Origin of the sequence: Rhizobium vallis, from assembly GCF_003985155.1 — a bacterium.
Taxonomy (GTDB): domain Bacteria; phylum Pseudomonadota; class Alphaproteobacteria; order Rhizobiales; family Rhizobiaceae; genus Rhizobium; species Rhizobium vallis.
Map to the genome: position 1 here is coordinate 301,740 of NZ_ML133691.1, position 25,394 is coordinate 327,133.

Sequence of the window (25,394 nt, forward strand, 5' to 3'; positions counted from 1 at the left end):
TCGTCATCGGGCGAGTGAACTCCTTGGTCTCTTTAACGGCCGGGGTAGGCTTGAGGAATTGACGGGCGCCTTTATCTTCCTGGCTTCGGACGCTTCGCACCATGTCAGCGGCCATATATTTTACGGGAATGGAGGCATGTCGGCATGTCTGTGATATCAGTCAAGACACCCGGTGAGCTGCGGTCGGCGCGCTGGTTCGCATCCGAAGACCTGCGCGGCTTCGGCCATCGCTCGCGCCTGATGCAGATGGGTTACGATGCCGGCGACTGGGCCGGCAAGCCTCTGATCGGCATCCTCTCCACCTGGTCGGATCTCAATCCCTGCCACGCCCATTTCAAGCATCGCGTCGAGGACGTGAAGCGCGGGGTGCTGCAGGCCGGCGGCTTTCCGGTGGAAATGCCGGCGCTGGCACTGTCGGAAAATTTCATGAAGCCGACGACCATGCTCTATCGCAACCTTCTGGCGATGGAGACCGAGGAACAGATCCGCGCCCATCCCGTTGACGGCGTGGTGCTGATGGGCGGATGCGACAAGACCACGCCGGGCCTCATCATGGGGGCGCTTAGCGCTGGAGTGCCGATGATCTTCCTGCCGGCGGGGCCGATGCTGCGCGGCAATTATGCCGGCCAGCAGCTCGGGTCGGGATCGGATGCCTGGAAATATTGGGACGAGCGGCGCGCCGGCACGATATCGGACAAGCAGTGGTCCGGCATCGAGGCCGGCATTGCGCGCTCCTACGGCCATTGCATGACGATGGGAACCGCCTCGACGATGACCGCGATCGCCGATGCGATGGGTCTGACATTGACCGGGGTCTCATCCATTCCCGCCCCCGATGCCAACCACATCCGCATGTCGGCCCATTCGGGGCGGCGGATCGTCGACATGGTCTGGGAAGATCTGACGCCGGACCGGATCGTCACGCCTGCGGCCGTGCGCAATGCGGCGACGGTCGCCATGGCGACCGGCTGTTCGACCAACGCGGTCATCCATCTCCTGGCGATGGCGCGCAGGGCAGGTGTCGCGCTGACGCTTGACGATCTCGACGCGCTCGGCCGCACCACGCCTGTTGTCGCCAATATCCGCCCTTCCGGGAAGACCTATCTGATGGAGGACTTCTACTATGCCGGCGGTCTGCTGGCGCTGATGTCGCAGATTCGCGAACGGTTGGATCTCAGCGCCATGACGGTTTCGGGCGAAACCATGGGGGCGGCGCTGGCCGAGGCGAAAGTCTACAACGACGATGTGATCCGGCCGCTTTCCAACCCGATCTATCCCGAGGGATCGCTTGCCGTGCTCAAGGGCAATCTGGCGCCGGATGGCGCGGTGATCAAGCCGGCGGCCTGCGACCCCCGCTTCCATGTCCATCAGGGCCCCGCTCTGGTTTTCGACAGCTACCCGCAAATGAAGGCGGCAATCGACGACGAGACGCTCGATGTGACCCCCGATCATGTGATGGTGCTGCGCAATGCCGGGCCGCTCGGCGGCCCCGGCATGCCGGAATGGGGCATGCTGCCGATGCCGAAGGCGCTGCTGAAACAGGGGCATCGCGACATGTTGCGGCTGTCGGATGCGCGCATGAGCGGCACCAGCTACGGCGCCTGCGTGCTGCATGTGGCGCCCGAAGCCCATATCGGCGGCCCGCTCGCCTTGCTGCGGAACGGGGACATCGTCAGGATCGATATTCCCAACCGCCGTCTGGACATGCTGGTCGACGAGGTGGAACTCGCCCGGCGCCGTGCCGCCTGGGTGAAGCCCGCCGACCGCTTCGGCCGCGGCTATGGCTGGATGTATGCGGCGCATGTCAGCCAGGCCGACAAGGGTTGCGATTTCGACTATCTGCTGCCGGAATTCGGCCCGGCGGCAGGGGAACCGGATATATTCTAGCCAGACATTTTCCAGGAGGACATGCAGGCATGACGACTCTTTCGGAGAGCACACGCGACAAACTCATGCGGGTCAGCGTTGCCACCATCAGCACGGCGCTGTTCAAGCGCGGCTTGCGCAACCAGACCATCCAGGATGTGCAGCCGGTCGCACGCAAAGGCCGCAACATGGTCGGCCCCGCCTATACGCTGCGCTATATTCCGGCGCGCGAGGATCTCAACAAGCTCGAGGTTTTCCGAAATCCGGAGCATCCGCAGCGCGCCTGCATCGAAAGCTGCCCGACGGGCGCCGTGCTTGTCATGGACAGCCGCAAAAATCCGCGCGCCGCCTCCGCCGGCTCGATCCTGGTGACGCGTCTGATGGTGCGCGGCGTGGCGGGCGTGGTTACCGATGGCGGGTTTCGCGACAGCCCGGAAATTGCGGCGCTTTCGATCCCCGCCTATCACAACCGCCCGTCGTCGCCGACCAATCTCACGCTGCACCAGGCGCTCGACATCAATGTGCCGATCGGTTGCGGCGATGTGGCGGTATGGCCCGGCGATATCATGGTGGGTGATGATGAAGCCGTGATCGTCATTCCCGCCGAACTGGCCGACGAGATAGCCGACGAGGCCATTGAGATGACCGCCTACGAGGATTTCGTCACCGAACGGGTGCTGGCCGGCCAATCGATCATCGGCCTCTACCCGGCGACGCAGCCCCACAACCTCGAGGATTTCGCCGCCTGGCGGGCCAAACATGGCCGTTAACGCATTTCACGGAAAAGCGTGCAGGGTGGGAGGACGACGTACATGACGGGCGGTCGCCCCATTATCCGGCAGGACGCGCAGGCGGCATGACGCCGCCTGCGGGGGAACACGTCCCGCGGCCTTGTTCCGTAGGGGAATAAGACCGAAGAGTTGCCATGACGGTTACCGGCACCGTCCGGCTGATAGCCCGGCGAGAGGCGATCACCTCTGACCTTGCCCTCGCTTCGGAAGCTCGGGCTTGAAGGCGATCGCCGCGTGATCGTTGGATGCATGCGGTTCCTCGTCGGCGGTATCCGGCCCGGTCCGGCGCACAAGGCGCTTCAGCCTCTCGTTGAGGTCGTCGACGAAAGTGAAGATGACGGGGATGACGATGAGGCTGAGCAGCGTCGACATTATCACGCCGCCGATCACCACGATCGCCATCGGCTGGCGGAAGCTGGAATCGCCGCCCGTCAGGCTGAGCGCGACCGGCAGCATGCCGGATGCCATGGCGATGGTGGTCATGATGATCGGCCGTGCGCGCTTGTGGCAGGCATCCAGGAGGGCTTCGAACCGGGGCACGCCCTGGCGGCGCGACATGATCGCGTATTCGATGAGAAGAATTGAATTCTTCGTCACCACGCCCATGAGCATCAGCAGCCCGATGACAGCAGACATCGAGAAGCTGGTTCCCGTTATCACCAGCGGCAGCAGCGCGCCGCCGAGCGAGAGCGGCAGAGCCGTCAGAAGGGTGAATGGCTGCAGGAAATCGTGGAAGAGCAGGACGAGGATCGCGTAGATGCAGAACACCCCGATCGCCATCGCCAGGCCAAAGCTCTGGAACAGCTCCGAACTGCGCTGAAGTTCGCCCTGTTCGACAAGAGTGACGCCCGACGGCAGATGCTGGAGCGCTGGCAGCGCCTGCGCCTCGCGGTTGACGTCTCCGAGAATGCGGCCGTTGAGTTCGACTGACACGGTGACGTTGCGCATCCGATCGATGCGGTCGATCTCGGAGGGACTGCCGCCGATCCGGATATCGGCGATCGATCCGAGATCGACATTGCCGTTCGTTCCCACAACCCGCATGTTCTTGATGTCGTCGAGCTTCGTGCGTGTCTCGGGGCTGAAGCGGACGACAATCGGAACCTGGCGCTGCGGCAGGTTGAGCTTTGGCAGATCGGCGGAATATTCCCCGTTCGTCGCCACGCGCACGGCTTCGGCGATGGCGCTCGACGTCACTCCGAGCGCTGCGGCGCGGGCAAAGTCCGGCGCGATCTGGATCTCCGGCGCCTGCCTGGCCGCGGTCGACGTCACTGCGCCGATACCCTGCAGCGTGCGGAGCTGTTCTTCGAGCGCCGTGCTGGCGCTGTCGAGCGCGTTGGCATCGTCACTGGCAAGGGTGATCTCCAGCTTCGTGCCGTTGCCGCCGCCGCCGACCGCCACCCGCACGCCAGGAAGGACCGAGAGAGCTTGCCGGATGTCGTTTTCGATTTCCGATTGCTTGCGGTCGCGCTCGCCGATGGGGGAGAGCACGGCGACGATCGTCGCCGATCCGACGTTGCTCGCGGTGCTGGAGTCGGGGCCGCCGCCCGAAGATGCGGAGCCGACCGCAGAAAAGACATGCGTCACATCCTGGAGCTTGCCGACGATATCGGCGGCCTGCCTGGTTGCGGCATCCGTCTGCTCGATGGTGGCGCCTGGCTGCATGGTCAGCGTGATCTGGGCGCGCGCGTCGTCGGAAGCGGGCAGGAAGCCGGATTTCAGGAGCGGGATGGTGGCAAGCGAAAGCGCGACGACGACGGCGGTCACGGCCACGGTGGTCTTCCTGTGGTTCATGGCCGCTTTCACGATTGCCATATAGGCGCGCATGATGCGGCTGTCCTTTTCCTCCCTCGGATGGGCCTTCATAAAATAGGCGGCCATCATCGGCGTCAGCAGGCGTGCGACGACGAGCGAGGCGAGGACAGCAACCGCGGCCGTGATACCGAACTGGCGGAATATAAGTCCCGGTATGCCGCTCATGAAAGCCGTCGGCAGGAAGACGGCGACCAGCGTGAAGGTGGTGGCGATGACGGCGAGCCCGATCTCGTCGGCTGCCTCCAGAGCGGCGTCGATCGGCCGCTTGCCCATCTGCAGGTGGCGGGCGATGTTCTCGACTTCGACGATGGCATCGTCGACGAGGATGCCGACGACGAGCGACAGCGCAAGCAGGGTGACGATATTAAGGCTGAAGCCAGCCAGATACATGACAAGGAAAGTCGGTATGACCGACAATGGCAGCGCCACGGCCGACAGGATCGTCGCACGCCAGTCGCGAAGGAACAGCCAGACGACCACGATAGCCAGGATCGCCCCTTCGTACAGCATGTGCATCGAACCGTCGTAATTGTCGAGGATCGGCCCGATCGTGCTGTAAGCTTCCTCGATCTGCACGTTGGCATGTTTGGCTGCGAACTCTTTCATCGCCTTGTTGACATCGGTCGACACACCGCTGTCCGAAAACCCGTTCGAGCGCTTGATCTCGACAGCGATCACCGGTTTGCCGTCGAGATAGGCCATCGAGGATCGCTCGGCGAAGCTGTCGGTGACGGATGCGACGTCGTCGAGGCGGATCTGCTGCCCGTTGGCGAGGGGAATTCGGAGTTCCCTAAGGGCATCGACCGAGGCCACGGCGCCCAGCGTGCGCAATGTCTGACGGGTGCCGCCGATTTCTCCGAGGCCGCCTGACGTATCCGCCTGAACCGATTTCAGCTGGGCCGACACGGTGGCCGCCGTCACACCGAAAGTCGCCATTGTCTTGGGGTCGAGATCGACATGAACCTCACGGTCGACACCGCCGATGCGGTTGACCTGACCGACGCCCGGTACCGACAGGAGCGCCTTGGTCAGATCATTGTCGACGAACCACGAGAGTTCGGTCTCATTGAGGGAGTCGGAGCGGATGGCATAGGTGACCAGCGCGGAATTCTGCACCGTGACCTTGGTGACGCTGGGCGACTGCATCTGTGCCGGCAGATCGCCTTTGACGCTGTCGACCGCATTGCGGACCTCATTCAAGGCCGTTTCGCTGTCTTTCTCCAGTTTGAAGGAGACGCTGATCGACACTGTGCCGTCGGTGATCGTCGTCGTGATATGGTCGAGATAGCTGAGCGAGGCAAGATTGTCCTCGATCGTGCGGGCAACCTCCGTCTCCAGCTGCGAGGGCGCAGCGCCGTCGAGCGTCGCGGTCACTTTGATGGTTGGGAGGTCCATGTCGGGGAAGTTCTGGACCGGCAGATGCTTGAAGGCCAGCAAGCCGCCGACGGCAAGCATCGCAAACAGCAGGATCGCCGGGACGGGATTGCGGATCGAAAATGCGGAAAAGTTCATCAGCCTTCTCCCGCAATCTTCACGAGATCGTTGTCCGACAGAAACGCTCCGCCCGACGTCACCACCCGCGCCGACGTATCGATGCCCGAGATGATCTCGACTTCGCCGTCATTGCGGCGGCCGGTCTCCACCCGCACCCGTCTTACCCGCTTGTCCTCGCCGGTTGTAAAGACGTAGTTGATCCCGTCCCGGAACACGATCGCCGTCTCCGGAACCGTCAGCGCCGGCGTGGTCCGGAGTTCGATGGCGCCGGTGACGTAAAGGCCGGTGCGCGGGTGAAAGTCCTGGGGAAGCGCGACATAGACGATCGCCCGGCTCGTATTGGTGTCGACCGAAGGTCCGACGAGCCTCACCTTGCCCTGAATGTGGCGTCCGTCCGTCCCGTCGATATCGACGCTCAATCCTTCCGAGACACGCGAGAGGTAACGGGCGGAAACCTCGGCCTGCCATTCGACCCGCTGCTGGCGGACCATTCGGAACAGCTCGGTGCCGGAGGAGACGACCGCGCCGAGTTCGGCCGAGCGCGAGGTGATCAGCCCGTCGTCGACGGCCGTGACGGTCGTCTGATCGAGCTTGATCTTCTGGCTGTCGAGAGCCGCCTTTTCAGAGGCAAGACTTGCTGTCGCCGTCTGTTCGTCAGCGAAATATTCGGCGATCTTCTCGTCCGAGAGCGCGCCTGATGGCTGAAGCTGGCGTGCCCGATCCGCATTTGCCTTCGCCTTTGCGAGCGTCGCATTGGCGGTCGCGACGGCCGCCTCCTGCTTGCGAAGGTCGGCCTGCACGCTGTCTTGTGACAACAGGACGAGGGTCTGCCCTTTCCTAACCACCGAGCCGACGTCGGCCAGGATTTCGGTGATGCGCAGGCCGCTCGTCTCGGATGCGATGATGGCTTCCTGCCAAGGCTTCAGCCAGCCGCTTGCGGGAACGGTTTCCGGCCAGTCCCGCTCAGCTGGCGTCACCAGCGAGACGGTCAAGGCGGGTGCGGCGGCTTGATCCGCCACGGCACTGCGCAGCGGAAGCAGAAGCGCCGCGGCAACAAGCGCGGTGGCGAATATTCCAGACGGTTTTCTCAACGATGCACTCCTTGTGGTCAAAGGCATCGCTGCCTTTTCCCGTTCCGCGCCAGCTCGACGGATGATTGCCGCTCATGCGCGGCAACCGGCCTCGGCGCGCGTCGATGTCATGGCAGGATAAGTAACGAGGCGAACGTTAAGTGCGGTCAAGTTAGTGTTAAGTTAGGTAAAACTCGCTCACCCGAACGTGTTTGTGCTGTATGGCTTGCCGGGATTAATGACGGACGAAGTGAATGAACAGGGTTCTCCTCATCGACGACGATGCCGAGCTGACGACGCTTCTGCAGGAATATCTGGTCGAAGAAGGATATGACGTCGTAACCGATACGGACGGTCGCGCCGCCATTGCCGCGGCTGCCGGCAATACGGTCGATATCATCGTGCTCGACATCATGATGCCTCGGATGAACGGGATCGAGGTTCTGCAGAGGATCCGGAAGCTCAGCCAGGTTCCAGTGCTGATGCTGACCGCAAGGGGCGATGACGTGGACAGGATATCGGGCCTCAATCTCGGCGCCGACGACTATGTGCCGAAGCCGTGTTCGCCGGGTGAGCTGGCGGCGAGGCTGCGCGCCATCCTTCGCCGCGCCGGTCAGCCGGCGACCGGCGCGGCGACCGACGTGATAAGGGCGGGGCAGCTCGTGATCCATCCAGGCAGCAGGATCGCCGAATGGCGCGGAGAAAGCCTTGACCTGACCGGCACCGAGTTCAGCCTGCTCGAGGTGCTTGCCCGCAGCGCCGGTCAGCTCGTGTCCAAGCAGGAGATTTCAAAGCGCGCCTTCGGCAAGCCGCTGACGCCGTTCGATCGCCGTATCGATGTTCATATCAGCAGCGTTCGCCAGAAGCTCGGGCTTAGGGAGGACGGGCAATCCTGGATCCAGTCCGTCCGCGGCCAGGGCTATCAACTTCTCGTGGACTGACCATGCCCCGGCTTTTCTGGAAGTTCTTCGCAACGATCTGGCTGACGCTCGCAGCGACTCTCACCGTCATAATCCTGATCGTCAATCTTTTTCAGATCCCACCCCCCGGCCGCGATCGGGAATATCAGGAGCGGGCGATCATTCTGACGCTGACGGCGAATGTGCTTGCAAGAGATGGCGAGTACGCCGCCGCGCGCTTCATCCGCACAAGTGAGGAGACGGTGCCGCTTGGCCTGACGCTCTCGAAAAGCACGGAGTCGCTTGCGTGCGCGGACGAGAGCACGGCAGAGACGAAATCCATCCTGAAGGACGGAATTTGCTACCGGATTTCGGTGACGCCGCAAGGCAGCTTTCTTCTCAACGTTGTAGACAACTTGGCTCTGCTGGTGCCCTGGCTTTCGATCTTCATTGCGAGCACGGTCGCTGCGGCTGCACTCGCCGGATACCTCATTCGCCCTGTCGTGCACCTTCGCGATGGCCTGAGCGCGCTTGCCCATGGCCGCTTCGACGTCCGTATCGGCGACCAGATGGCCGGTCGCCGGGACGAGGTCACCGCACTTGCGCATGACTTCGATTCCACCGCCGCGCGGCTCCAGGAGCTTCAGGATGCGCAGCAGCGGCTGTTCCACGACGTGTCCCACGAACTGCGTTCGCCCCTGTCGCGCCTGCAGGCCGCGGTCGGCGTCCTCCGGCAGAGCCCGGCCAAGCTCGGCGCCATGCTGGATCGCATGGACCGGGAGGTCGAACGGCTCGATGCGCTGGTCGGCGAAGTTCTGACGCTTGCGAGGCTGACCGCGGGATCCGGCCTGCCGCTGAAAACCCAGACCCTGGATGTCATCGAACTGCTGAACGAAATCCTTGGCGATGCGGCATTCGAAGCCCAGGCACGCGATGTCTCGATCACAACAAGCGTCGCCGGCAGCTTCCGCGCCGAGGTCGAAGGCGAGCTGATCTACAGAGCGCTCGAAAACGTCGTGCGCAACGCCGTCAAATACACGGCCGAACATTCGCGCATATCCGTGTCTTGCGAGGCGGCGGCTGAGCGCCTCAAAATCTGCGTTACGGATCAGGGGCCGGGCGTCAGGCGCGACGAACTCGAACGGATCTTCCAGCCGTTCTCACGCGGGAAAGAGGCTGTGCCAAGAGGTGGATACGGCCTGGGTCTTGCCATCACCAGACAGGCGGTCGAGCGCCATGGCGGGCGGGTGCACGCATCCTTGCCCGATGGCGGCGGCCTGGCAATCACGCTCGAGCTTCCCAGGCGGCCGACGTTCCCCGGTTCGGCCGACCCTCGCGATTTTACCTAACTTTACAGTTTCTTAACCGCTGTTAACGTTGGCCTCGCTAAGCCTGAACCCACGACCCCGGTTCAGAAAGCTCGTCAGTGTATTCGTCGCTCTCTACAAGACTATCATCGCTCCGCTACGCCGCATCCGTCTTCACGCTGCTGCTCGCAGGCTGCGTCAGCGGTCCGGATCATGCTCCCCCTGAAATGCCGCTCCCCGCCAAATTCGAAGAGGGTGGCAGCAAGAGCAACGGCGATGTCGTGACGGTAGAGTGGTGGACGGCCTATCGCGACAAGCAGCTCGACGGGCTGGTCGCTCAGGGCCTCAACGAGAACCTCGACGTGCTGCAGGCGCTCGAAAAGATCAACGCGGCTTCCGCCAACGTCACGGTTGCCAGTGCAGGCGGCCAGCCGAGCTTGAGTGTCGACGCATCGCATACGGTGTCCGGTGAGAAGGGCAGGCTCCGCACGACCGTCGGCACCACCAACACGACAGGCGGCGGGGCCAGCCTTTCCTGGCTGCTCGACTTCTTCGGTCAGTACCGTCGCTCGAAAGAGAGCGCTATCGGCTCGCTCGGGGCAGCCTATGCGACGGCCGACAATGCGAAACTCACTTTTCTGAAAGATCTCGTCTCGAGCTATGTCGACGCTCGCTACTATCAGGAGCGCATTGCGCTTTCACAGGCGAATTTGAAATCCCGCCAGCAGACTTACGAACTCACGCAGCTGCAGCTCAAGGCAGGGGCCGCCTCCCGCCTCGATGTCGTTCAGGCCGAGGGGCTCGTACAGTCGACGAAGGCCGACATTCCCGGTCTCGAACAGAGTTTTACCGAATCTGCTCATCACATTGCCACCTTGCTTGGAATGCCGGCGGCTTCGCTGACGGACGAGCTGCATAAGAGCGCAGGCCAGCCCGTTTTCCGCGGCAGCATTCGCGCCGGCATTCTGGCCGATCTCATCCGCAACCGTCCCGATATCCGCAAGGCCGAACGCGAGCTGGCGGCGGCTGTTGCCGATATCGGCGCTGCCGAATCCCAGCTTTATCCGTCGATCTCGCTCTCCGGTTCGATCTCGCCGAGCTGGGTCAAATCATCGGGCGCCAGCGGCGCAAGCCTGACCAGCTGGTTCTTCGGCCCGACGCTCAACCTGCCGATCTTCGATGGCGGCAAATTGCGGGCGAATGTCGATATCGAGAAATCCGACGCCCGGACCCAATATCTCGCCTGGAAGGCGGCGGTGCTGAACGGGGTCGAAGAGGTCGAGAATGCGCTATCGGCGGTTCGCCGCGACACGCAGACGCTGGAACCGCTGCGCAGGCAGGTGCAGACGGCGCAGGAATCACTTGTGCTTTCGACCACGAGCTACAAGGACGGCGCCTCGTCGCTGCTCGATGTCCTCGACGCGCAGCGTTCGGTCTCTGACGCGCAGGCAAGTCTTGCCGCCACGGTGCAGCAGGTCGCCAAGGATTATGTCGATCTCTACGTCGCCGTCGGCGCCGGCTACCTGCCTCCGCAAGGGCAGGTCGTCTCCGAGCGAACGGCGAAGTCGGCTAGTTGGCCGGAGCGGTTTGCCCTATCGCCCTGATATCTCCAGGATGCGGAGGGCAAGTTTGAGATGCGGCATATCCAGCATGCGCCCGTCAAGCTGGATGACGCCCGCGTGCGGCTTGGCGGCAAAGGCAGCAGCGACTTTCTCCGCCCAGGCGATCTCGGACGCGTCAGGTGTGAAGGCGTGGTTGATCGTTTCGACCTGGCTCGGATGGATGGCCATCATACCGGAAAAGCCGTCGCGCCGGGCGCGGCCGACATAGGCCCTGAGACCGCTGAGATCGTGGAAATCGGGATAGACGGTTTCGATGGCTGGAACGGCGGCGGCGTGCGCCCCGAATAGCGTGAGCGAGCGGGCAAGCTCGTAAGGTGGGGTATAACGGCCATCCGTCCTGCGCGCGGTCGCAGCCCCCATCGCGGCGGGCAGGTCCTCGGCACCCCAGGTCAGGCCGCAGAGGCTGGTCGAGACTTCCCGATAGCTGCCGATCTCGAAGATTGCGGATGGCGTTTCGGTTGCGATCGGCAGGATCGGGATTTCAGATGCAAGAGAGCCTGCGAGTTTCCACACCGACGCCGCGCCCTCGGCCTTCGGCAGCATGATCGCGAAAGGATGAAGGCCGTTCAAAGCGGCAAGGTCGTCTTCGAATTCCGGGGAGGAGAGGGGATTGATGCGGATCAGCAGATTGGTTTCGCCGGCCCGACGCTGGACGTATTCGTGCACGTTTTCGCGAGCGCGCGGCTTGTTGGCCGGCGCAACCGAATCCTCCAGATCGAGAATGACTGCATCGGCGCCGGAAGCGAGCGCTTTGTCGAAACGCTCCGGCCGGTCGCCGGGCACAAAGAGCAGCGAGCGCAGCCTCATGACGGTTTCACCTTCAGCATCGCCGTGCGCAGGCACTGGCAGACCGTCTCGCCGCGCTGGTTCAGGGTGATGTGCTGGAAAGTGACGATGCCGGCATCGGGGCGGGAATTCGAACGGCGCAGTTCTGTTACTTCCGTTTCCACTCGCAGCGTATCGCCGATGAAGACCGGCTTCGGCATCGTCACCTTGTCATAGCCGAGATTGGCGACGAGCGTGCCGAGCGTGGTGTCGCCGACCGAAAGGCCGACGGTCAGCGCGAAGGTGAAAGTGCCGTTGACGACGATCTGGCCGAATTCGGTGCCGGCGGCATAGTCAGCATCGAGATGCAGGGGCTGCGGATTGTGGGAAAGCGTCGTGAACAGCAGATTGTCGGTCTCGGTGACCGTGCGGCGGATTTCGTGGGCGATGCGGTCGCCGACCCTCCATTCATCGAAATAGCGGCCGGCCATCACTCCTCCTCCTTGATGACGGTGACCACCAGCTGGTTTTCTGAAACCCTGATGCCAGTGGAAACCTGCAGTTTTCCGACGATGCCGTCGAAGGGTGCGCGCAGCGAATGCTCCATTTTCATCGCTTCCACCGTCAGCAGGCGGTCCCCTTTGGCGACACGATCGCCTTCGGCGACCTCCACCGAAATGACGAGGCCGGGCATGGGCGACAGGATCGCGCCATCGCCCGGCCCATGGTTTGCCTCGACTTCGCTCGCGGCGGGCAGGCTGATCGGCCAGGCATCGCCGGCGTCGAAAAGCACTGTCGTTTCCGCCGTTGTGACGGTATTTGCCTCAAGTTCCGGACGTGACTGCCCCCAATAGAGGTGACCGTCGATGCGGACGCGCACGCGGCCGTCGCTTGGCCCGGCGATGCGAAAACCAGTCAGCGCCGACCACGGATCATCGCCGACTTTCTTCGAAAGAACCGAGGCGGCACGGTCGATTGCCGTTGCATCCGGCTCCTTCGCCACAAGACTTTCGCCGTGCCGGTCGAGGAAACCGGTATCGATCCGTGCCGCGCGGAAGTCCGGGTCGGTAGCGATGCGGGCGAGAAGACCGGCATTGGAACGGACCGGCCAGACCTCAATATCGGCGCAAGCGGCCGCGAGCTTCGAAAGCGCAGCCTGGCGGTTTGGCCCGTGCGCAATAATCTTGGCGATCATCGGGTCGTAGAAAGCGGTGATCTCATCGCCCTCTTCGACACCGCTGTCGACGCGGACCGTTTGCGGCAGCCTGAGATGCTCGAGCCGGCCGGTCGAGGGCAGGTAGCCGGCGGCGGGATTTTCGGCATAGAGGCGGGCTTCGAGGGCCCAGCCTTTCATTGAAATCTCGTCCTGCATTTTCGGCAGTGGCTCGCCGCTAGCGACCTTCAGCTGCCAGAGCACCAGATCCTCGCCTGTAATTGCCTCGGTGACCGGGTGTTCGACCTGTAGGCGCGTATTCATTTCCATGAACCAGATCCGGTCGGGACGCAGCCCCTCTGAGGCATCGGCGATGAATTCGATGGTGCCGGCGCCGACATAGTTCACCGCTCTTGCTGCCTTCACCGCCGCATCGCAGATCGCTGCCCGTGTGGCGGCATCGAGGCCGGGGGCAGGGGCCTCCTCGATGACCTTCTGGTGACGGCGCTGCAACGAGCAATCGCGTTCGAAGAGATGGGCACAGTTCCCATGCTGATCGGCGAAAACCTGCACCTCGATATGGCGCGGATTGGCAATATAACGTTCGATCAGAACGCGGTCGTCGCCGAAGGCGGCGACGGCCTCACGGCGGCAGGAGGCCAGAAGTTCGGCGAAATCTTGCCGACCGTCGACGCGGCGCATGCCTTTGCCGCCGCCGCCGGCAACCGCCTTGATGAGGACGGGATAACCGATGGCTTCGGCTTCCGCCGTCAGCCTCTCCTGGCTCTGGTCCGATCCGAGATAACCAGGGGTCACCGGCACGCCTGCCGCCTGCATCAATTCTTTCGCGGCGTCCTTCAGCCCCATCGCCCGGATGGCCGCCGGCGGCGCGCCGACCCAGATGATGCCGGCCTTTTCCACCGCCTCGGCAAAATCGGCATTTTCCGAGAGGAATCCGTAGCCCGGATGGATCGCAGCGGCTCCGTTCTTGCGGGTGGCCTCCAGGATGCGCTCCGGCGAGAGATAGCTTTCGCGGGCCGGCGAGGGGCCGATGGCGATCGCCTCGTCCGCCTCCCTCACGAAGGGCAGGCCGGCATCGGCCTCGGAATAGACGGCGATGGTGCGGATGCCGAGCATCTTCGCGGTGCGGATGATGCGGCGGGCGATTTCGCCTCGGTTGGCGATGAGAAGGCTTTCCATCATCGCGCGTCACATCCTGAACAGGCCGAAGCGCGTCCCTCTAGGGATCGGCGCATTCAGGCAGGCGGAAAAGGCAAGGCCCAGCACATCGCGTGTCTGGCTGGGATCGATGATGCCGTCGTCCCAGAGGCGGGCTGTGGCATAATAGGGATTGCCTTCGGCCTCATAGCCGGCGCGGATCGGCGCCTTGAAGGCCTCCTCCTCATCGACAGGCCAATCCTCGCCGCGCGCTTCAAGCGCGTCGCGGCGGATGGTGGCGAGCACGGAAGCCGCCTGTTCGCCCCCCATGACGCTGATGCGGCTGTTCGGCCAGGTGAAGAGGAAACGCGGCCGATAGGCGCGGCCGCACATGCCATAATTGCCGGCGCCGAAGCTGCCGCCGATGATGACGGTGATCTTCGGCACGGTCGCGGTCGCGACCGCCGTCACCAGCTTTGCCCCGTCCTTGGCGATGCCGCCGGCCTCATAGCGGCCGCCGACCATGAAGCCGGAGATGTTCTGCAGGAAGAGCAGGGGTACGCGGCGCTGGCAGGCGAGCTCGATGAAATGCGCGCCCTTCAGTGCGCTTTCGGAAAACAGCACGCCGTTATTGGCGATGACGGCGACCGGCATGCCCCAGATGCGGGCGAAGCCGCAGACCAGCGTGGTGCCGTAGAGCGGCTTGAACTCATGCAGTTCCGAGCCGTCGACGATGCGGCCGATGACCTCGCGCACGTCATAGGGCGAGCGCACGTCCTCGGGGATGAGACCGCAGAGATCCTCGGGATCGAGTTTCGGCGGTCGTGGCGGCTTGAGGTCGATATCGACCGATTTGACGCTGTTGAGGCTGGCGACGATATCGCGCACCAGAAGCAGCGCATGTTCGTCGTTTTCGGCGACATGATCGACGACGCCGGAGCGGCGGCCATGGGTCTCGGCGCCGCCGAGCTCCTCGGCCGAAATAATCTCGCCGGTCGCGGCTTTGACCAGCGGGGGACCGGCGAGGAAGATCGTGCCCTGATTGCGCACGATCACCGTTTCGTCCGACATGGCGGGCACATAGGCGCCACCGGCGGTGCAGCTTCCCATGACGCAGGCGATCTGTGGGATTCCCTCGGCCGACATCTGCGCCTGATTGTAGAAGATCGCGCCAAAATGGTCGCGGTCGGGAAAGACCTCGGCCTGATGCGGAAGATTGGCGCCGCCGCTATCGACGAGATAGAGGCAGGGCAGCCGGTTCTGCAGGGCGATCTCTTGCGCCCGCAGATGCTTTTTCACTGTCAGGGGGTAATAGGCCCCACCCTTCACCGTCGCGTCATTGGCGACGATCATCACCTCGCGGCCGGAAACGCGGCCGATGCCAGTAATGATGCCGGCGCCTGGCGCCTCGTCGCCGTACATGCCGTTGGCCGCCAGCGCACCGATCTCCAGGAAGGGGCTGCCGGCATCGAGCAAAAGCTGGATGCGGTCGCGCGGCAGGAGCTTGCCCTTACCGGTATGGCGCTCACGGGCTGCCTGCGAACCGCCGTCGCGGGCTTTCGTCGAACGCTCGTAGAGCTCGTCGACGAGCGCTCGGTTCTTGATTGCATTGGTCTTGAAAATCTCGTTGTCGCGATCGATCGCCGAGGAAATCACCGTCATGATGCAATGAGCTCCCGGCCGATCAGGTAGCGGCGGATCTCGTTGGTGCCGGCGCCGATATCGTAGAGCTTGGCGTCACGCAGGAAGCGTTCGACCGGCCATTCCTTGGTATAGCCGGCGCCGCCGAGCGCCTGGATCGCCTCCAGCGACACTTTCACGGCATTCTCGCTGGCAAAGAGGATTGCGGCGGCTGCGTCGGTGCGCGTCGTGCGGCCGGCATCGCAGGCGCGGGCGACGGAATAAACATAGGCGCGGGCCGAATTCAGCGCGACATACATGTCGGCGATCTTGCCCTGCATCAGCTGGAAATCGCCGATCGCCTTGCCAAATTGCTTGCGATCCCTGACATAGGGCAACACGACATCGAGGCAGGCCTGCATGATGCCGAGCGGCCCGCCGGCCAGCACGGCGCGCTCGTAATCGAGACCGGACATCAGGATCTTCACGCCCTCTCCCTCTCGGCCCATGAGCGCCTCGGCCGGCACCTCGCAATCCTGAAAGACCAGTTCGGCCGTGTCGCTGCCGCGCATGCCGAGCTTGGAGAGCTTCTTCGAGACGCTGAAGCCGGGCAGGCCCTTTTCGATGATGAAGGCGGAAATGCCTTTCGGGCCGGCGGCGGGATCTGTCTTGGCATAGACGACAAGCACATCGGCGTGCGGTGCATTGGTGATCCAGAACTTGGTGCCGTTCAGGACATAGCGGTCGCCCTTCTTGTCGGCGCGCAGCTGCATGGAGACGACATCGGAACCGGAGCCCACCTCTGACATCGCAAGCGAGCCGACATGTTCGCCGGAGATCAGCTTCGGCAGATGGCGGCGTTTCTGCTCCGGCGAGGCCCAGCGGCGGATCTGGTTGACGCAGAGATTGGAATGGGCGCCGTAGCTGAGGCCGACGGACGCCGAGGCGCGCGAGACCTCCTCCATGGCAATGACATGATCGAGATAACCGAGACCGGCGCCACCGAATTCTTCCTCGACGGTGATCCCGTGCAGGCCTAACGCACCCATTTCAGGCCAGAGCTGGCGTGGAAATGTGTTGCTTTCGTCGATCTCCGCGGCAATCGGAGCAATATGATCGGCGGCAAACCGCGCCGTCGTTTCGCGGATCGCGTCCGCGGTTTCGCCGAGCGAAAAATCAAACATGGCACTCCTCCCGCTGAAATATGTAGCGCGGGTTGCGGCAGGTTCAAAGTGCCGTTGAATAATGCGAGCGGAGAGCTCCTTTTCTTGAAAATATGGAAAACATGGAATATATGGAGAACGAAGCGGAGATGATATCCATGCGACAGTTTACGACAGGTGATCTCAACAAGCAGGTCGGCGATGTCACCGATGCCGCGAGCCGCGAGCCGGTCGTCCTCACCCGCCACAACAAGCCGCGTTTCGTGCTGATGAGCTATGAGCATTACGAGCGGATGCGCAGCGGCGGGGACCCGCGCCGTGCCCATCACATTTCGGAGATGCCGGACGAGCATGCCGAATTGTTCGACGACGCGATCGAGCGGCTGGCGCACGGTGAAGGCTACGACGATGAGCCATGAGTTTCGCCCTGGCGAGGTGATAACCTATCCCTATCTCTGGGCATGGCAGCAGCAGCGTGGCGAGACCGAGGGGCGCAAACAGCGCCCGGTCTGTGTGGTCGTGGCGATCCGCAGTGCGAGCGATGGAAATACGCATCTCGTCCTTCTGGCAATCACCACACAGCCGCCGGAGGCGGGAAGGATTGCGCTGGAGATTCCCGATATCGAACGTCGGCGCGCCGGTCTCGGTGATCTCAAGCAGAGTTGGATCGTCGTCGACGAATACAATTACGATGTCGTCGAGCGTTCCTGGTACATCGAACCTCATCAGGAGGTTCTTGGTCGATTCAGCAAGACCTTCGCGATGAAGATTGCCGCCATGTTCGCGAAAGCGCGAGGTCAATCGGGTCGGATCAACCGACTCGACTGACACGCCCTCAATTTTCCGCTCCCTCCCGGCGAAAAACCTCGGGACTCCTGCCCATCCATTTGCGGAAGGCGCGGAAGAAGGCGCTGGGTTCGGAATAGCCGAGCTGCACCGCGATCTCGCCGATGGCCCTTGGCGTGTTCAGCAACAGCTCGACGGCGAGATCCCGGCGGATGTCGTCCTTGATGGCAGCATAGCTTTGTCCCTCATCGTGCAGGCGGTGGCGTAACGTTGAGGGCGGCATGCGCATGTCGGCGGCGAGTTCGGCGAAGCTCCGCCACATACCCGGCGTTGCCTGGCTCAAGCGGCGGCGGACGGCGGCGGCGATGCCGGCATCATAACGATAGCGCACCAGAATATTGGCGGGGGCGCCGCGCAGGAACTGTTTGAGCGCCTGTTCGCTGCGTGAAATCGGCAGGTCGAGCAAGGCGCTGTCGAAGCCGAGGCGGCTGATCGGTTGCGAGAAGCGCACGGGTGCGCCAAAGAAGAGCCGGTAGTCGGCGCCTTGTTTCGGCTCAGGGCAGCGGAAATCGACGAGGCGGATCGGGATGCGCCGGCCGACCAGCCAGCAGATGATGCCGTGCAGGATGATCCAATAGGTGCGGTAGGCGAAGGCCGAACGCGGGCCGCCGGCATCCCGGAGTTCGATCTCGGCCAGTCCATCGCGGATGACGAGGCGCCCCCGGGGATCGTCGAGCACGACATCGAGGAAGCGCAGGGCTCGGCGTAGCGCATGCCCGAGCGTCGGCGCATGCAGCACGCAATGGCAAAGCAGCGTGAAGCTGCCGCTGCGCATCGGCCGTGCGCCCATGCCGAAGAATTCATCGTCGAGTTCGGCGGCGATTGCCAGCCAGAGTGCCCCATAGGTTTCCGCCGAAACCGGCTGGTCGACGAGCAGGTCGTCTCGGGATAGCAAGCCGACGCGGTCAAGGATCGGCGCCGTCGGTTTGCCGAGCCGCCGCAGACTGTCGAGCGCCTCCTCCACAAAGCCCGGCGCGATCATCCGTCGTTCGATCTCGGCCATCCCATCCTCGCTATGGCAAAACTGGCCGAAATAATGGAGCAGTTCTGTCATCGCTTGCAATAGGTGGAGCGAATAGAATCGTACCTGTCGGTTGCGCTTTGAGGAGGGCGCGGCCGGCAGGGAGGAACATTCATGCTGATCCGAGGTGCAAGTTTCATCGTGACCGGGGGCGGCTCAGGCCTCGGTGCGGCAACGGTGCGCACACTTGTCGAGGCAGGCGGACGCGTGACGATCGCCGATCTCAATGCCGAAGCGGGCGAAGAGATCGCCCGGGAGTTCGGGAGCGATGCCCGTTTCGTCAAGGCCGATGTAACCGATGCTGAGCAGGGAACGGCAGTGGTTGCCACAGCCCTCGAAGCCTTCGGCAGTTTGCGCGGATTGGTCAATTGCGCGGGCGTGGCGCCCGCCGAAAAGGTGATCGGCCGCGACGGGCCGCACCGGTTGGAAAGCTTTGCGCGCACGGTCTCCATCAATCTCATTGGCACGTTCAACATGATCCGGCTTGCCGCCGCGGCGATCGAGAAGACTGAGCCGGATGCGGAAGGTGAGCGCGGCGTGATCGTCAATACAGCCTCGGTTGCCGCCTTCGACGGCCAGATCGGCCAGGCGGCCTATGCCGCTTCCAAGGGTGGTGTGGCGGCGATGACGCTGCCGATTGCCCGCGAGCTTGCCCGCCACGGCGTTCGCGTCGTGTCGATCGCGCCCGGCATCTTCGAGACACCGATGATGGCCGGCATGCCGACGGAGGTGCGGGAAGCGCTCGGCAAGAGCGTGCCGTTTCCGCCGCGGCTCGGACGTCCGACGGAATTTGCCGGGCTGGTGCGCCATATCTTTGAAAACAACATGCTGAACGGCGAGGTGATCCGCCTCGACGGCGCATTGCGGATGGGCGCGCGGTAAGCGCGTCGCTCGAAGGAGGGAAAGATGGTTTTGCAGGATCCCATCGTCATCGTCGGTGCGGCGCGCACCCCGATCGGCAGCTTTCAGGGAGAGCTGAAAGAGGCGACAGCGCCCGAGCTTGGAGCAGCGGCGATCCGGGCGGCACTTGAGCGGAGCCGCGTCGAGGCCGAGGCGATCGAGGAGGTTGTCTTCGGCTGCGTGCTGCCGGCTGGCCAGGGGCAGGCGCCGGCGCGCCAGGCTGCGATCCATGCCGGCTTGCCCTTCGCGACCGGGGCCAGCACCGTCAACAAGATGTGCGGCTCAGGCATGAAGGCGGTCATGATGGCTCATGATCTGATTACGGCCGGCAGTGGCTCGATAGCTGCCGCGGGCGGCATGGAAAGCATGACGAATGCGCCCTATCTCCTGGACAAGGCCCGCGGCGGCTATAGGCTCGGCCATGGGCGTGTCGTGGATCACATGTTCCTCGACGGGCTGGAGGATGCATATGACAAGGGGCGCTTGATGGGCAGCTTCGCGGAGGATTGCGCCGAGGCCTATCAGTTCACGCGCGAGGCGCAGGATGCCTATGCCATTGCCTCGCTGACGCGGGCGCAGAAGGCGATCGCCGAAGGTTACTTCGAAAGCGAGATCGTGCCGGTCACCGTGAAATCGGGCAAATCAGAGCAGGTGGCGAGCCGCGACGAACAGCCGGGAAAGGCGAAACCCGACAAGATCCCGACGCTGAAGCCGGCCTTCCGTGACGGCGGCACGGTGACGGCTGCCAATTCCAGCTCGATCTCCGATGGCGCGGCAGCCCTGGTGCTGATGCGCCGCTCGGAGGCGGATCGCCGCGGCCTGAGGCCGCTTGCCACCATCCTCGGCCACGCCACCCATTCTCAGGCACCCAATCTTTTCGCCACCGCGCCGATCGGCGCGCTTCAGAAATTGTCCGATCGTACCGGCCTGGCGCTCTCGGAGGTCGATCTCTTCGAAATCAACGAGGCCTTCGCCGTCGTCGCCATGGCGGCGATGCGCGATCTCGACCTGCCGCATGAAAAGGTCAATGTGCATGGCGGCGCCTGCGCGCTCGGCCATCCCATAGGCGCTTCCGGAGCCCGCATCCTGGTGACGCTGCTTGCGGCGCTGGAGCGCTACGACCTGAAGCGCGGCATGGCCGCGCTTTGCATCGGCGGCGGCGAGGCGACGGCAGTCGCGATCGAGCGGCAATAGGAGAGGGGAAGAAACAGATGATCCTTTCCGACCTCCAGCAGCAAATCTCAGATCTCGCCCGCGATTTTGCCCGCGACCGGCTGGCGCCGGGGGCGGCCAGACGCGACCGGGAGCATCTCTTTCCGCGCGAGGAATTGAAGGAGATGGGTGAACTCGGGCTGCTCGGCATGCTGGTGCCGGAGGCCTATGGCGGCTCGGATACCGGTGTGATCGCCTATGCCGCCGCACTGGAGGAGATTGCCGCCGGCGACGGACCTTGTTCCACCATCATGAGCGTGCACAGCTCCGTCGGCTGCGTGCCGATCCTGAAATTCGGCTCCGAGGAGCAGCGGCAGCGCTTCCTGCCGAAGCTCGCCAGCGGCGAATGGATCGGCGGCTTTGCGCTTACCGAGCCGCAGGCCGGTTCCGATGCCTCGAACCTGAAGACCCGAGCCCGGCGTGACGGCGATCACTACGTGCTCGACGGCGCCAAGCAGTTCATCACCTCGGGCAAGAACGGCAACGTGATCATCGTCTTCGCCGTCACTGATCCCGACGCCGGCAAGAAAGGCATCACCGCCTTCATCGTGCCGACGGAGACGCCGGGCTACGAGGTAATCCGCGTCGAGGAAAAGCTCGGTCTACATTCCACCGATACCTGCCAAATCGCCTTCAACAACATGCGCATTCCTGCGGATTTCAGGCTGGGTGCGGAAGGCGAAGGCTATCGCATCGCGCTCGCCAATCTCGAGGGCGGGCGGATCGGCATTGCCGCGCAGGCCGTCGGCATGGCGCGCGCGGCCTTCGAGGCAGCGCGCGATTACGCCAAGGAGCGTACGGCCTTCGGCAAGCCGATTTTCGAACATCAGGCCGTTGCCTTCCGCCTTGCAGACATGGCGGTGCGGATCGAGGCGGCGCGCCAGCTCGTCTTTCATGCCGCTTCCCTCCGGGAGGCGGAGCTTCCCTGCCTCTCGGAAGCTTCGATGGCGAAGCTCTTTGCCTCGGAGATGGCCGAGCGCGTCTGCTCCGACGCGATCCAGATCCACGGCGGTTACGGCTACATGGCCGATTATCCGGTCGAGCGGATTTATCGCGATGTGCGCATCTGCCAGATCTATGAGGGAACGAGTGATGTGCAGCGCATGGTGATCGCCCGCAATCTATAGGCCCGCAATCTATAGGAATGACATCCGGTCCGCTTCCGGGGAGGGGAGCAGGGCCGGCAAAGGGAGGAAAGAAAAATATGGTGGATTCCGCTCGTTTGAGCCTGCATGTCCCCGAACCCGCCGTCCGCCCGGGCGGCCAGCCTGATTTTTCCAACGTCAAGATCGCCAAGGCGGGCTCCGTGCCGCGGCCGGAGGTGGATGTCGCATCCGAAGATATTCGCGATCTTGCCTATTCGATCATCCGCGTGCTGAACCGCGATGGCGAACCGGTTGGTCCGTGGGCGGGCTCGCTCTCAGACGAGGAGTTGCTGACCGGGCTTCGCAACATGATGAAGCTGCGCGCCTTCGACGCTCGCATGCTGATGGCGCAGCGGCAGGGCAAGACCTCCTTCTACATGCAGCATCTCGGCGAAGAGGCGGTCAGCTGTGCCTTCCGCAAAGCGCTCAACAAGGGAGACATGAATTTCCCGACCTATCGTCAGGCGGGCCTCTTGATCGCCGACGACTACCCGATGGTCGAGATGATGAACCAGATCTACTCGAACGAGAGCGATCCGCTGCGCGGCCGGCAGCTGCCGATCATGTACTCGTCCAAGGAGCACGGCTTCTTCACCATCTCGGGCAATCTCGCCACGCAATATGTGCAGGCTGTGGGCTGGGCAATGGCCTCGGCGATCAAGAACGACAGCCGCATTGCCGCGGCCTGGATCGGCGACGGATCAACGGCGGAATCGGATTTCCACTCGGCGCTCGTCTTCGCCTCGACCTACAAGGCGCCGGTCATCCTCAATATCGTCAACAATCAGTGGGCGATCTCCACCTTCCAGGGCATTGCCCGCGGCGGCTCCGGCACTTTTGCCGCCCGCGGCCTCGGCTTCGGCATTCCGGCGCTGCGGGTCGATGGAAACGACTATCTCGCCGTCCATGCCGTCGCCCGCTGGGCGGCCGAGCGCGCGCGCCGCAATCTTGGCCCGACGCTGATCGAATATGTGACCTATCGCGTTGGCGCACATTCGACCTCAGACGATCCGAGTGCCTACCGGCCAAAGACGGAATCGGAGGCCTGGCCGCTCGGCGACCCCGTGCTGCGGCTGAAAAAACATCTGATCGTCAAGGGCGCATGGTCGGAGGAGCGGCATGTGCAGGCCGAAGCCGAAATTATGGACGAGGTGATCGAAGCGCAGCGCCAGGCAGAAACGCATGGCACGCTGCATGCCGGCGGCAAGCCTTCGGTGCGCGATATTTTCGAGGGCGTCTATGCCGAGATGCCACCGCATATCCGTCGCCAGCGGCAGAAGGCGGGGTACTGACATGACCAGAATGACGATGATCGAGGCCGTGCGCAGTGCCATGGATGTCTCTATGGCTAGGGATGACAATGTCGTGGTCTTCGGCGAGGATGTCGGTTACTTCGGCGGCGTCTTCCGCTCGACCCAGGGCCTGCAGGCAAAGTACGGCAGGACACGCTGCTTCGACACGCCGATCAGCGAATCCGGGATCGTCGGCACGGCGATCGGCATGGCGGCCTATGGGCTGAAGCCCTGTGTCGAAATCCAGTTCGCCGACTACATGTATCCGGCCTATGACCAGCTGACGCAGGAGGCGGCGCGCATCCGCTACCGTTCCAACGGCGATTTCACCTGCCCGATCGTCGTGCGTATGCCCACAGGCGGCGGCATCTTCGGCGGCCAAACCCACAGTCAGAGCCCGGAAGCGCTCTTCACCCATGTCTGCGGATTGAAGGTCATCGTGCCTTCCAATCCCTATGACGCCAAAGGCCTGCTGATTGCAGCGATCGAGGATCCCGATCCCGTCATGTTCCTTGAGCCGAAGCGGCTCTATAACGGTCCCTTCGACGGCCATCACGAGCGGCCGGTGACGCCCTGGTCGAAACACGATCTCGGCGAGGTGCCCGATGGCCATTACACCATCCCGATCGGCAAAGCCGAGGTGCGGCGCACGGGATCGGCGGTGACTGTGGTTGCCTATGGCACGATGGTGCATGTGGCGCTTGCCGCGGCCGAGGATGCCGGCATCGATGCCGAGGTGATCGATCTCCGAAGCCTGCTGCCGCTCGATCTCGATACGATCGTCCAATCGGTCTCCAAGACCGGCCGTTGCGTCGTCGTGCATGAGGCGACCTTGACATCGGGCTTCGGCGCCGAAGTCGTGGCGCTGGTGCAGGAACATTGCTTCTATCATCTCGAAGCGCCAGTCGTTCGCGTTGCCGGCTGGGACACGCCCTATCCGCATGCGCAGGAGTGGGACTATTTTCCCGGTCCCGGCCGTGTCGGGCGGGCGCTTGCCGAAGTCATGGAGGCCTGAGCCATGGGCGAATTCATCATCAAGATGCCCGATGTCGGGGAAGGGGTCGCCGAGGCCGAGCTTGTGGAATGGCATGTGAAGGCAGGAGATCCCGTCCGTGAGGACATGGTGATCGCCGCCGTCATGACCGACAAGGCGACGGTGGAAATTCCCTCTCCCGTCGACGGCACCGTCATCTGGCTTGCCGGCGAGGTCGGAGACCGCATCGCGGTCAAGGCGCCCTTGGTGCGGATCGAGACGGCGGGAGATGTCGGCGAAGCCCAGCCGATGCAGATCTCGCAGACGCCGATTGCCGAAACGACCAAAACTGAGATTGCGAAGCCTGCCCCGCCGCCGCCGGCGCCCGTGGCAGCGCCGGCCGAAAAGCCGCTCGCCGCTCCTTCCGTGCGGCTCTTCGCCAGGGAAAGTGGCGTCGATCTCAGGCAGGTGCAGGGGAGCGGACCGGCCGGACGTATCCTGCGCGAGGATATCGAGCAGTTTCTCGCCCAGGGGGCCGGGACCGCTCCTGCAACGGTGAAGAACGGCTTTGCCAGGAAGACGGCAACCGAGGAGATCAATCTGACCGGCCTGCGTCGGCGCATCGCCGAAAAGATGGTTCTCTCCACCTCGCGCATCCCCCACATCACTTACGTGGAGGAAATGGACATGACGGCGCTCGAGGAGCTGCGCGCCACCATGAACGGTGATCGCCGGGCAGGTCACCCGAAGTTGACCGTTCTGCCCTTTTTGATGCGGGCGCTGGTCAAGGCGATATCCGAACAGCCGGAGGTCAACGCCACCTTCGACGACGACGCCGGCATCATCACGCGCCATAGCGCCGTGCATATCGGTATCGCGACACAGACGCCGGCCGGCCTGACCGTACCTGTGGTGCGGCATGCGGAAGCCCGCGGCATCTGGGATTGCGCCGCGGAGATGAACCGGTTGGCGGAAGCGGCGCGATCCGGTACTGCGACGCGCGACGAGCTTTCCGGCTCCACCATCACCATCAGCTCGCTGGGCGCTCTCGGCGGTATCGCCTCGACGCCCGTCATCAATCACCCCGAAGTGGCGATCATCGGTGTCAACAAGATCGCCACGCGGCCGGTCTGGGACGGCGCGCAGTTCGTGCCGCGCAAAATAATGAACCTCTCCTCCAGCTTCGACCATCGCATCATCGACGGCTGGGATGCGGCAACCTTCGTGCAGCGCATCCGCACGTTGCTCGAAACGCCGGCCCTCATTTTCATCGAAGGCTGAT

At 63.5% G+C, this 25,394-nt stretch carries 21 protein-coding genes; 13 read left to right on the forward strand and 8 right to left on the reverse strand.

The annotated features are described in order from the left end of the window. The first annotated feature begins 144 nt into the window (after positions 1 to 144). Together araD and EFQ99_RS19335 are read left to right on the forward strand one after the other, a co-directional pair. Complete coding sequence (gene araD, locus EFQ99_RS19330) at positions 145 to 1,887, forward strand: L-arabinonate dehydratase (RefSeq protein WP_425376279.1); 1,743 nt, start codon at positions 145 to 147, stop codon at positions 1,885 to 1,887. Between the two features lie 29 nt (positions 1,888 to 1,916). Then, positions 1,917 to 2,636: a ribonuclease activity regulator RraA gene (locus EFQ99_RS19335; protein ID WP_126922674.1), complete on the forward strand. Its 720-nt coding sequence runs from the start codon at positions 1,917 to 1,919 to the stop codon at positions 2,634 to 2,636. Positions 2,637 to 2,837: 201 nt separating this feature from the next. On the opposite strand, the gene EFQ99_RS19340 is transcribed toward EFQ99_RS19335, so the two are convergent. Together EFQ99_RS19340 and EFQ99_RS19345 are read right to left on the reverse strand one after the other, a co-directional pair. After that, the gene (locus EFQ99_RS19340; protein ID WP_126922676.1) at positions 2,838 to 5,984 is read right to left on the reverse strand and encodes an efflux RND transporter permease subunit; all 3,147 of its coding nucleotides are present in this window, start codon (positions 5,982 to 5,984) and stop codon (positions 2,838 to 2,840) included. Next, positions 5,984 to 7,084 (reverse strand): efflux RND transporter periplasmic adaptor subunit, encoded by a 1,101-nt coding sequence (locus EFQ99_RS19345; RefSeq protein ID WP_126922678.1) that lies wholly within the window; start codon positions 7,082 to 7,084, stop codon positions 5,984 to 5,986. Before EFQ99_RS19345 ends, EFQ99_RS19340 begins: the two co-directional genes overlap by 1 nt. Positions 7,085 to 7,290: 206 nt before the next feature. Here EFQ99_RS19345 and EFQ99_RS19350 point away from each other — a divergent pair, with 206 nt between their 5' ends. The 3 genes from EFQ99_RS19350 to EFQ99_RS19360 all read left to right on the forward strand — a co-directional run bounded on the left by EFQ99_RS19350 (position 7,291) and on the right by EFQ99_RS19360 (position 10,846). Next, positions 7,291 to 7,977, forward strand: coding sequence for a response regulator (locus tag EFQ99_RS19350; protein ID WP_126922680.1), 687 nt, complete (start codon positions 7,291 to 7,293; stop codon positions 7,975 to 7,977). Between the two features lie 2 nt (positions 7,978 to 7,979). After that, positions 7,980 to 9,284, forward strand: coding sequence for a HAMP domain-containing sensor histidine kinase (locus tag EFQ99_RS19355; protein WP_126922682.1), 1,305 nt, complete (start codon positions 7,980 to 7,982; stop codon positions 9,282 to 9,284). 77 nt (positions 9,285 to 9,361) lie between these two features. After that, entirely contained in the window at positions 9,362 to 10,846 is a 1,485-nt protein-coding gene (locus EFQ99_RS19360) for an efflux transporter outer membrane subunit (RefSeq protein WP_126922684.1), read from the forward strand. On the opposite strand, the gene EFQ99_RS19365 is transcribed toward EFQ99_RS19360, so the two are convergent. Genes EFQ99_RS19365 through EFQ99_RS19385 form a run of 5 tightly spaced genes read right to left on the reverse strand, consistent with a single transcriptional unit; the run spans position 10,835 to position 16,744 of the window. Then, positions 10,835 to 11,671 carry an HpcH/HpaI aldolase/citrate lyase family protein gene (locus tag EFQ99_RS19365; RefSeq protein ID WP_126922686.1) on the reverse strand — a complete coding sequence of 279 codons (837 nt, stop codon included), beginning with the start codon at positions 11,669 to 11,671 and terminating at the stop codon, positions 10,835 to 10,837. The genes EFQ99_RS19360 and EFQ99_RS19365 overlap by 12 nt on opposite strands. Then, positions 11,668 to 12,120 (reverse strand): MaoC family dehydratase, encoded by a 453-nt coding sequence (locus EFQ99_RS19370; protein WP_126922687.1) that lies wholly within the window; start codon positions 12,118 to 12,120, stop codon positions 11,668 to 11,670. Before EFQ99_RS19370 ends, EFQ99_RS19365 begins: the two co-directional genes overlap by 4 nt. After that, positions 12,120 to 13,985: an acetyl/propionyl/methylcrotonyl-CoA carboxylase subunit alpha gene (locus EFQ99_RS19375; protein ID WP_126922689.1), complete on the reverse strand. Its 1,866-nt coding sequence runs from the start codon at positions 13,983 to 13,985 to the stop codon at positions 12,120 to 12,122. Before EFQ99_RS19375 ends, EFQ99_RS19370 begins: the two co-directional genes overlap by 1 nt. Positions 13,986 to 13,991: 6 nt before the next feature. Then, positions 13,992 to 15,602, reverse strand: coding sequence for a carboxyl transferase domain-containing protein (locus tag EFQ99_RS19380; RefSeq protein ID WP_126922691.1), 1,611 nt, complete (start codon positions 15,600 to 15,602; stop codon positions 13,992 to 13,994). Next, positions 15,599 to 16,744 (reverse strand): isovaleryl-CoA dehydrogenase, encoded by a 1,146-nt coding sequence (locus EFQ99_RS19385; RefSeq protein WP_126922693.1) that lies wholly within the window; start codon positions 16,742 to 16,744, stop codon positions 15,599 to 15,601. The genes EFQ99_RS19380 and EFQ99_RS19385 overlap by 4 nt, the downstream gene beginning before the upstream one ends. A gap of 137 nt (positions 16,745 to 16,881) precedes the next feature. Between EFQ99_RS19385 and EFQ99_RS19390 the strand changes: the two genes are divergently transcribed. Together EFQ99_RS19390 and EFQ99_RS19395 are read left to right on the forward strand one after the other, a co-directional pair. Further along, complete coding sequence (locus EFQ99_RS19390; RefSeq protein WP_126922695.1) at positions 16,882 to 17,142, forward strand: type II toxin-antitoxin system Phd/YefM family antitoxin; 261 nt, start codon at positions 16,882 to 16,884, stop codon at positions 17,140 to 17,142. Further along, positions 17,132 to 17,551, forward strand: coding sequence for a hypothetical protein (locus tag EFQ99_RS19395; RefSeq protein WP_126922697.1), 420 nt, complete (start codon positions 17,132 to 17,134; stop codon positions 17,549 to 17,551). Before EFQ99_RS19390 ends, EFQ99_RS19395 begins: the two co-directional genes overlap by 11 nt. A 7-nt stretch (positions 17,552 to 17,558) precedes the next feature. Here EFQ99_RS19395 and EFQ99_RS19400 read toward each other — a convergent pair whose 3' ends face one another. After that, a complete protein-coding gene (locus EFQ99_RS19400) occupies positions 17,559 to 18,572 on the reverse strand; it encodes an AraC family transcriptional regulator (protein ID WP_208722790.1) in 1,014 nt (337 codons plus the stop codon). A gap of 132 nt (positions 18,573 to 18,704) precedes the next feature. Here EFQ99_RS19400 and EFQ99_RS19405 point away from each other — a divergent pair, with 132 nt between their 5' ends. From EFQ99_RS19405 to EFQ99_RS19430, 6 genes are all read left to right on the forward strand, one after another. Further along, positions 18,705 to 19,472, forward strand: coding sequence for a 3-hydroxyacyl-CoA dehydrogenase (locus EFQ99_RS19405; protein WP_126922701.1), 768 nt, complete (start codon positions 18,705 to 18,707; stop codon positions 19,470 to 19,472). Between the two features lie 24 nt (positions 19,473 to 19,496). Next, entirely contained in the window at positions 19,497 to 20,684 is a 1,188-nt protein-coding gene (locus tag EFQ99_RS19410; protein WP_126922703.1) for an acetyl-CoA C-acyltransferase, read from the forward strand. A gap of 17 nt (positions 20,685 to 20,701) precedes the next feature. Further along, positions 20,702 to 21,829 (forward strand): acyl-CoA dehydrogenase family protein, encoded by a 1,128-nt coding sequence (locus EFQ99_RS19415; RefSeq protein WP_126922705.1) that lies wholly within the window; start codon positions 20,702 to 20,704, stop codon positions 21,827 to 21,829. A gap of 77 nt (positions 21,830 to 21,906) precedes the next feature. Further along, positions 21,907 to 23,139: a thiamine pyrophosphate-dependent enzyme gene (locus tag EFQ99_RS19420; protein ID WP_126922707.1), complete on the forward strand. Its 1,233-nt coding sequence runs from the start codon at positions 21,907 to 21,909 to the stop codon at positions 23,137 to 23,139. 1 nt (position 23,140) lies between these two features. Continuing rightward, the gene (locus EFQ99_RS19425; RefSeq protein ID WP_126922709.1) at positions 23,141 to 24,154 is read left to right on the forward strand and encodes an alpha-ketoacid dehydrogenase subunit beta; all 1,014 of its coding nucleotides are present in this window, start codon (positions 23,141 to 23,143) and stop codon (positions 24,152 to 24,154) included. Between the two features lie 3 nt (positions 24,155 to 24,157). Further along, a complete protein-coding gene (locus tag EFQ99_RS19430; protein WP_126922711.1) occupies positions 24,158 to 25,393 on the forward strand; it encodes a dihydrolipoamide acetyltransferase family protein in 1,236 nt (411 codons plus the stop codon). Position 25,394 lies beyond the last annotated feature (1 nt).

Excerpts from the sequence above, each read along its gene's own strand:
- EFQ99_RS19400 (WP_208722790.1), bottom strand. The coding sequence starts at position 18,572 with ATGGCCGAGATCGAACGACGGATGATCGCGCCGGGCTTTGTGGAGGAG.
- EFQ99_RS19405 (WP_126922701.1), top strand. The coding sequence starts at position 18,705 with ATGCTGATCCGAGGTGCAAGTTTCATCGTGACCGGGGGCGGCTCAGGC.
- araD (WP_425376279.1), top strand. The coding sequence starts at position 145 with ATGTCTGTGATATCAGTCAAGACACCCGGTGAGCTGCGGTCGGCGCGC.
- EFQ99_RS19340 (WP_126922676.1), bottom strand. The coding sequence starts at position 5,984 with ATGAACTTTTCCGCATTTTCGATCCGCAATCCCGTCCCGGCGATCCTG.
- EFQ99_RS19425 (WP_126922709.1), top strand. The coding sequence starts at position 23,141 with ATGACCAGAATGACGATGATCGAGGCCGTGCGCAGTGCCATGGATGTC.
- EFQ99_RS19415 (WP_126922705.1), top strand. The coding sequence starts at position 20,702 with ATGATCCTTTCCGACCTCCAGCAGCAAATCTCAGATCTCGCCCGCGAT.
- EFQ99_RS19410 (WP_126922703.1), top strand. The coding sequence starts at position 19,497 with ATGGTTTTGCAGGATCCCATCGTCATCGTCGGTGCGGCGCGCACCCCG.
- EFQ99_RS19375 (WP_126922689.1), bottom strand. The coding sequence starts at position 13,985 with ATGATGGAAAGCCTTCTCATCGCCAACCGAGGCGAAATCGCCCGCCGC.
- EFQ99_RS19365 (WP_126922686.1), bottom strand. The coding sequence starts at position 11,671 with ATGAGGCTGCGCTCGCTGCTCTTTGTGCCCGGCGACCGGCCGGAGCGT.
- EFQ99_RS19350 (WP_126922680.1), top strand. The coding sequence starts at position 7,291 with ATGAACAGGGTTCTCCTCATCGACGACGATGCCGAGCTGACGACGCTT.
- EFQ99_RS19380 (WP_126922691.1), bottom strand. The coding sequence starts at position 15,602 with ATGACGGTGATTTCCTCGGCGATCGATCGCGACAACGAGATTTTCAAG.
- EFQ99_RS19355 (WP_126922682.1), top strand. The coding sequence starts at position 7,980 with ATGCCCCGGCTTTTCTGGAAGTTCTTCGCAACGATCTGGCTGACGCTC.
- EFQ99_RS19395 (WP_126922697.1), top strand. The coding sequence starts at position 17,132 with ATGAGCCATGAGTTTCGCCCTGGCGAGGTGATAACCTATCCCTATCTC.
- EFQ99_RS19335 (WP_126922674.1), top strand. The coding sequence starts at position 1,917 with ATGACGACTCTTTCGGAGAGCACACGCGACAAACTCATGCGGGTCAGC.
- EFQ99_RS19430 (WP_126922711.1), top strand. The coding sequence starts at position 24,158 with ATGGGCGAATTCATCATCAAGATGCCCGATGTCGGGGAAGGGGTCGCC.
- EFQ99_RS19420 (WP_126922707.1), top strand. The coding sequence starts at position 21,907 with ATGGTGGATTCCGCTCGTTTGAGCCTGCATGTCCCCGAACCCGCCGTC.
- EFQ99_RS19390 (WP_126922695.1), top strand. The coding sequence starts at position 16,882 with ATGCGACAGTTTACGACAGGTGATCTCAACAAGCAGGTCGGCGATGTC.
- EFQ99_RS19385 (WP_126922693.1), bottom strand. The coding sequence starts at position 16,744 with ATGTTTGATTTTTCGCTCGGCGAAACCGCGGACGCGATCCGCGAAACG.
- EFQ99_RS19345 (WP_126922678.1), bottom strand. The coding sequence starts at position 7,084 with ATGCCTTTGACCACAAGGAGTGCATCGTTGAGAAAACCGTCTGGAATA.
- EFQ99_RS19370 (WP_126922687.1), bottom strand. The coding sequence starts at position 12,120 with ATGGCCGGCCGCTATTTCGATGAATGGAGGGTCGGCGACCGCATCGCC.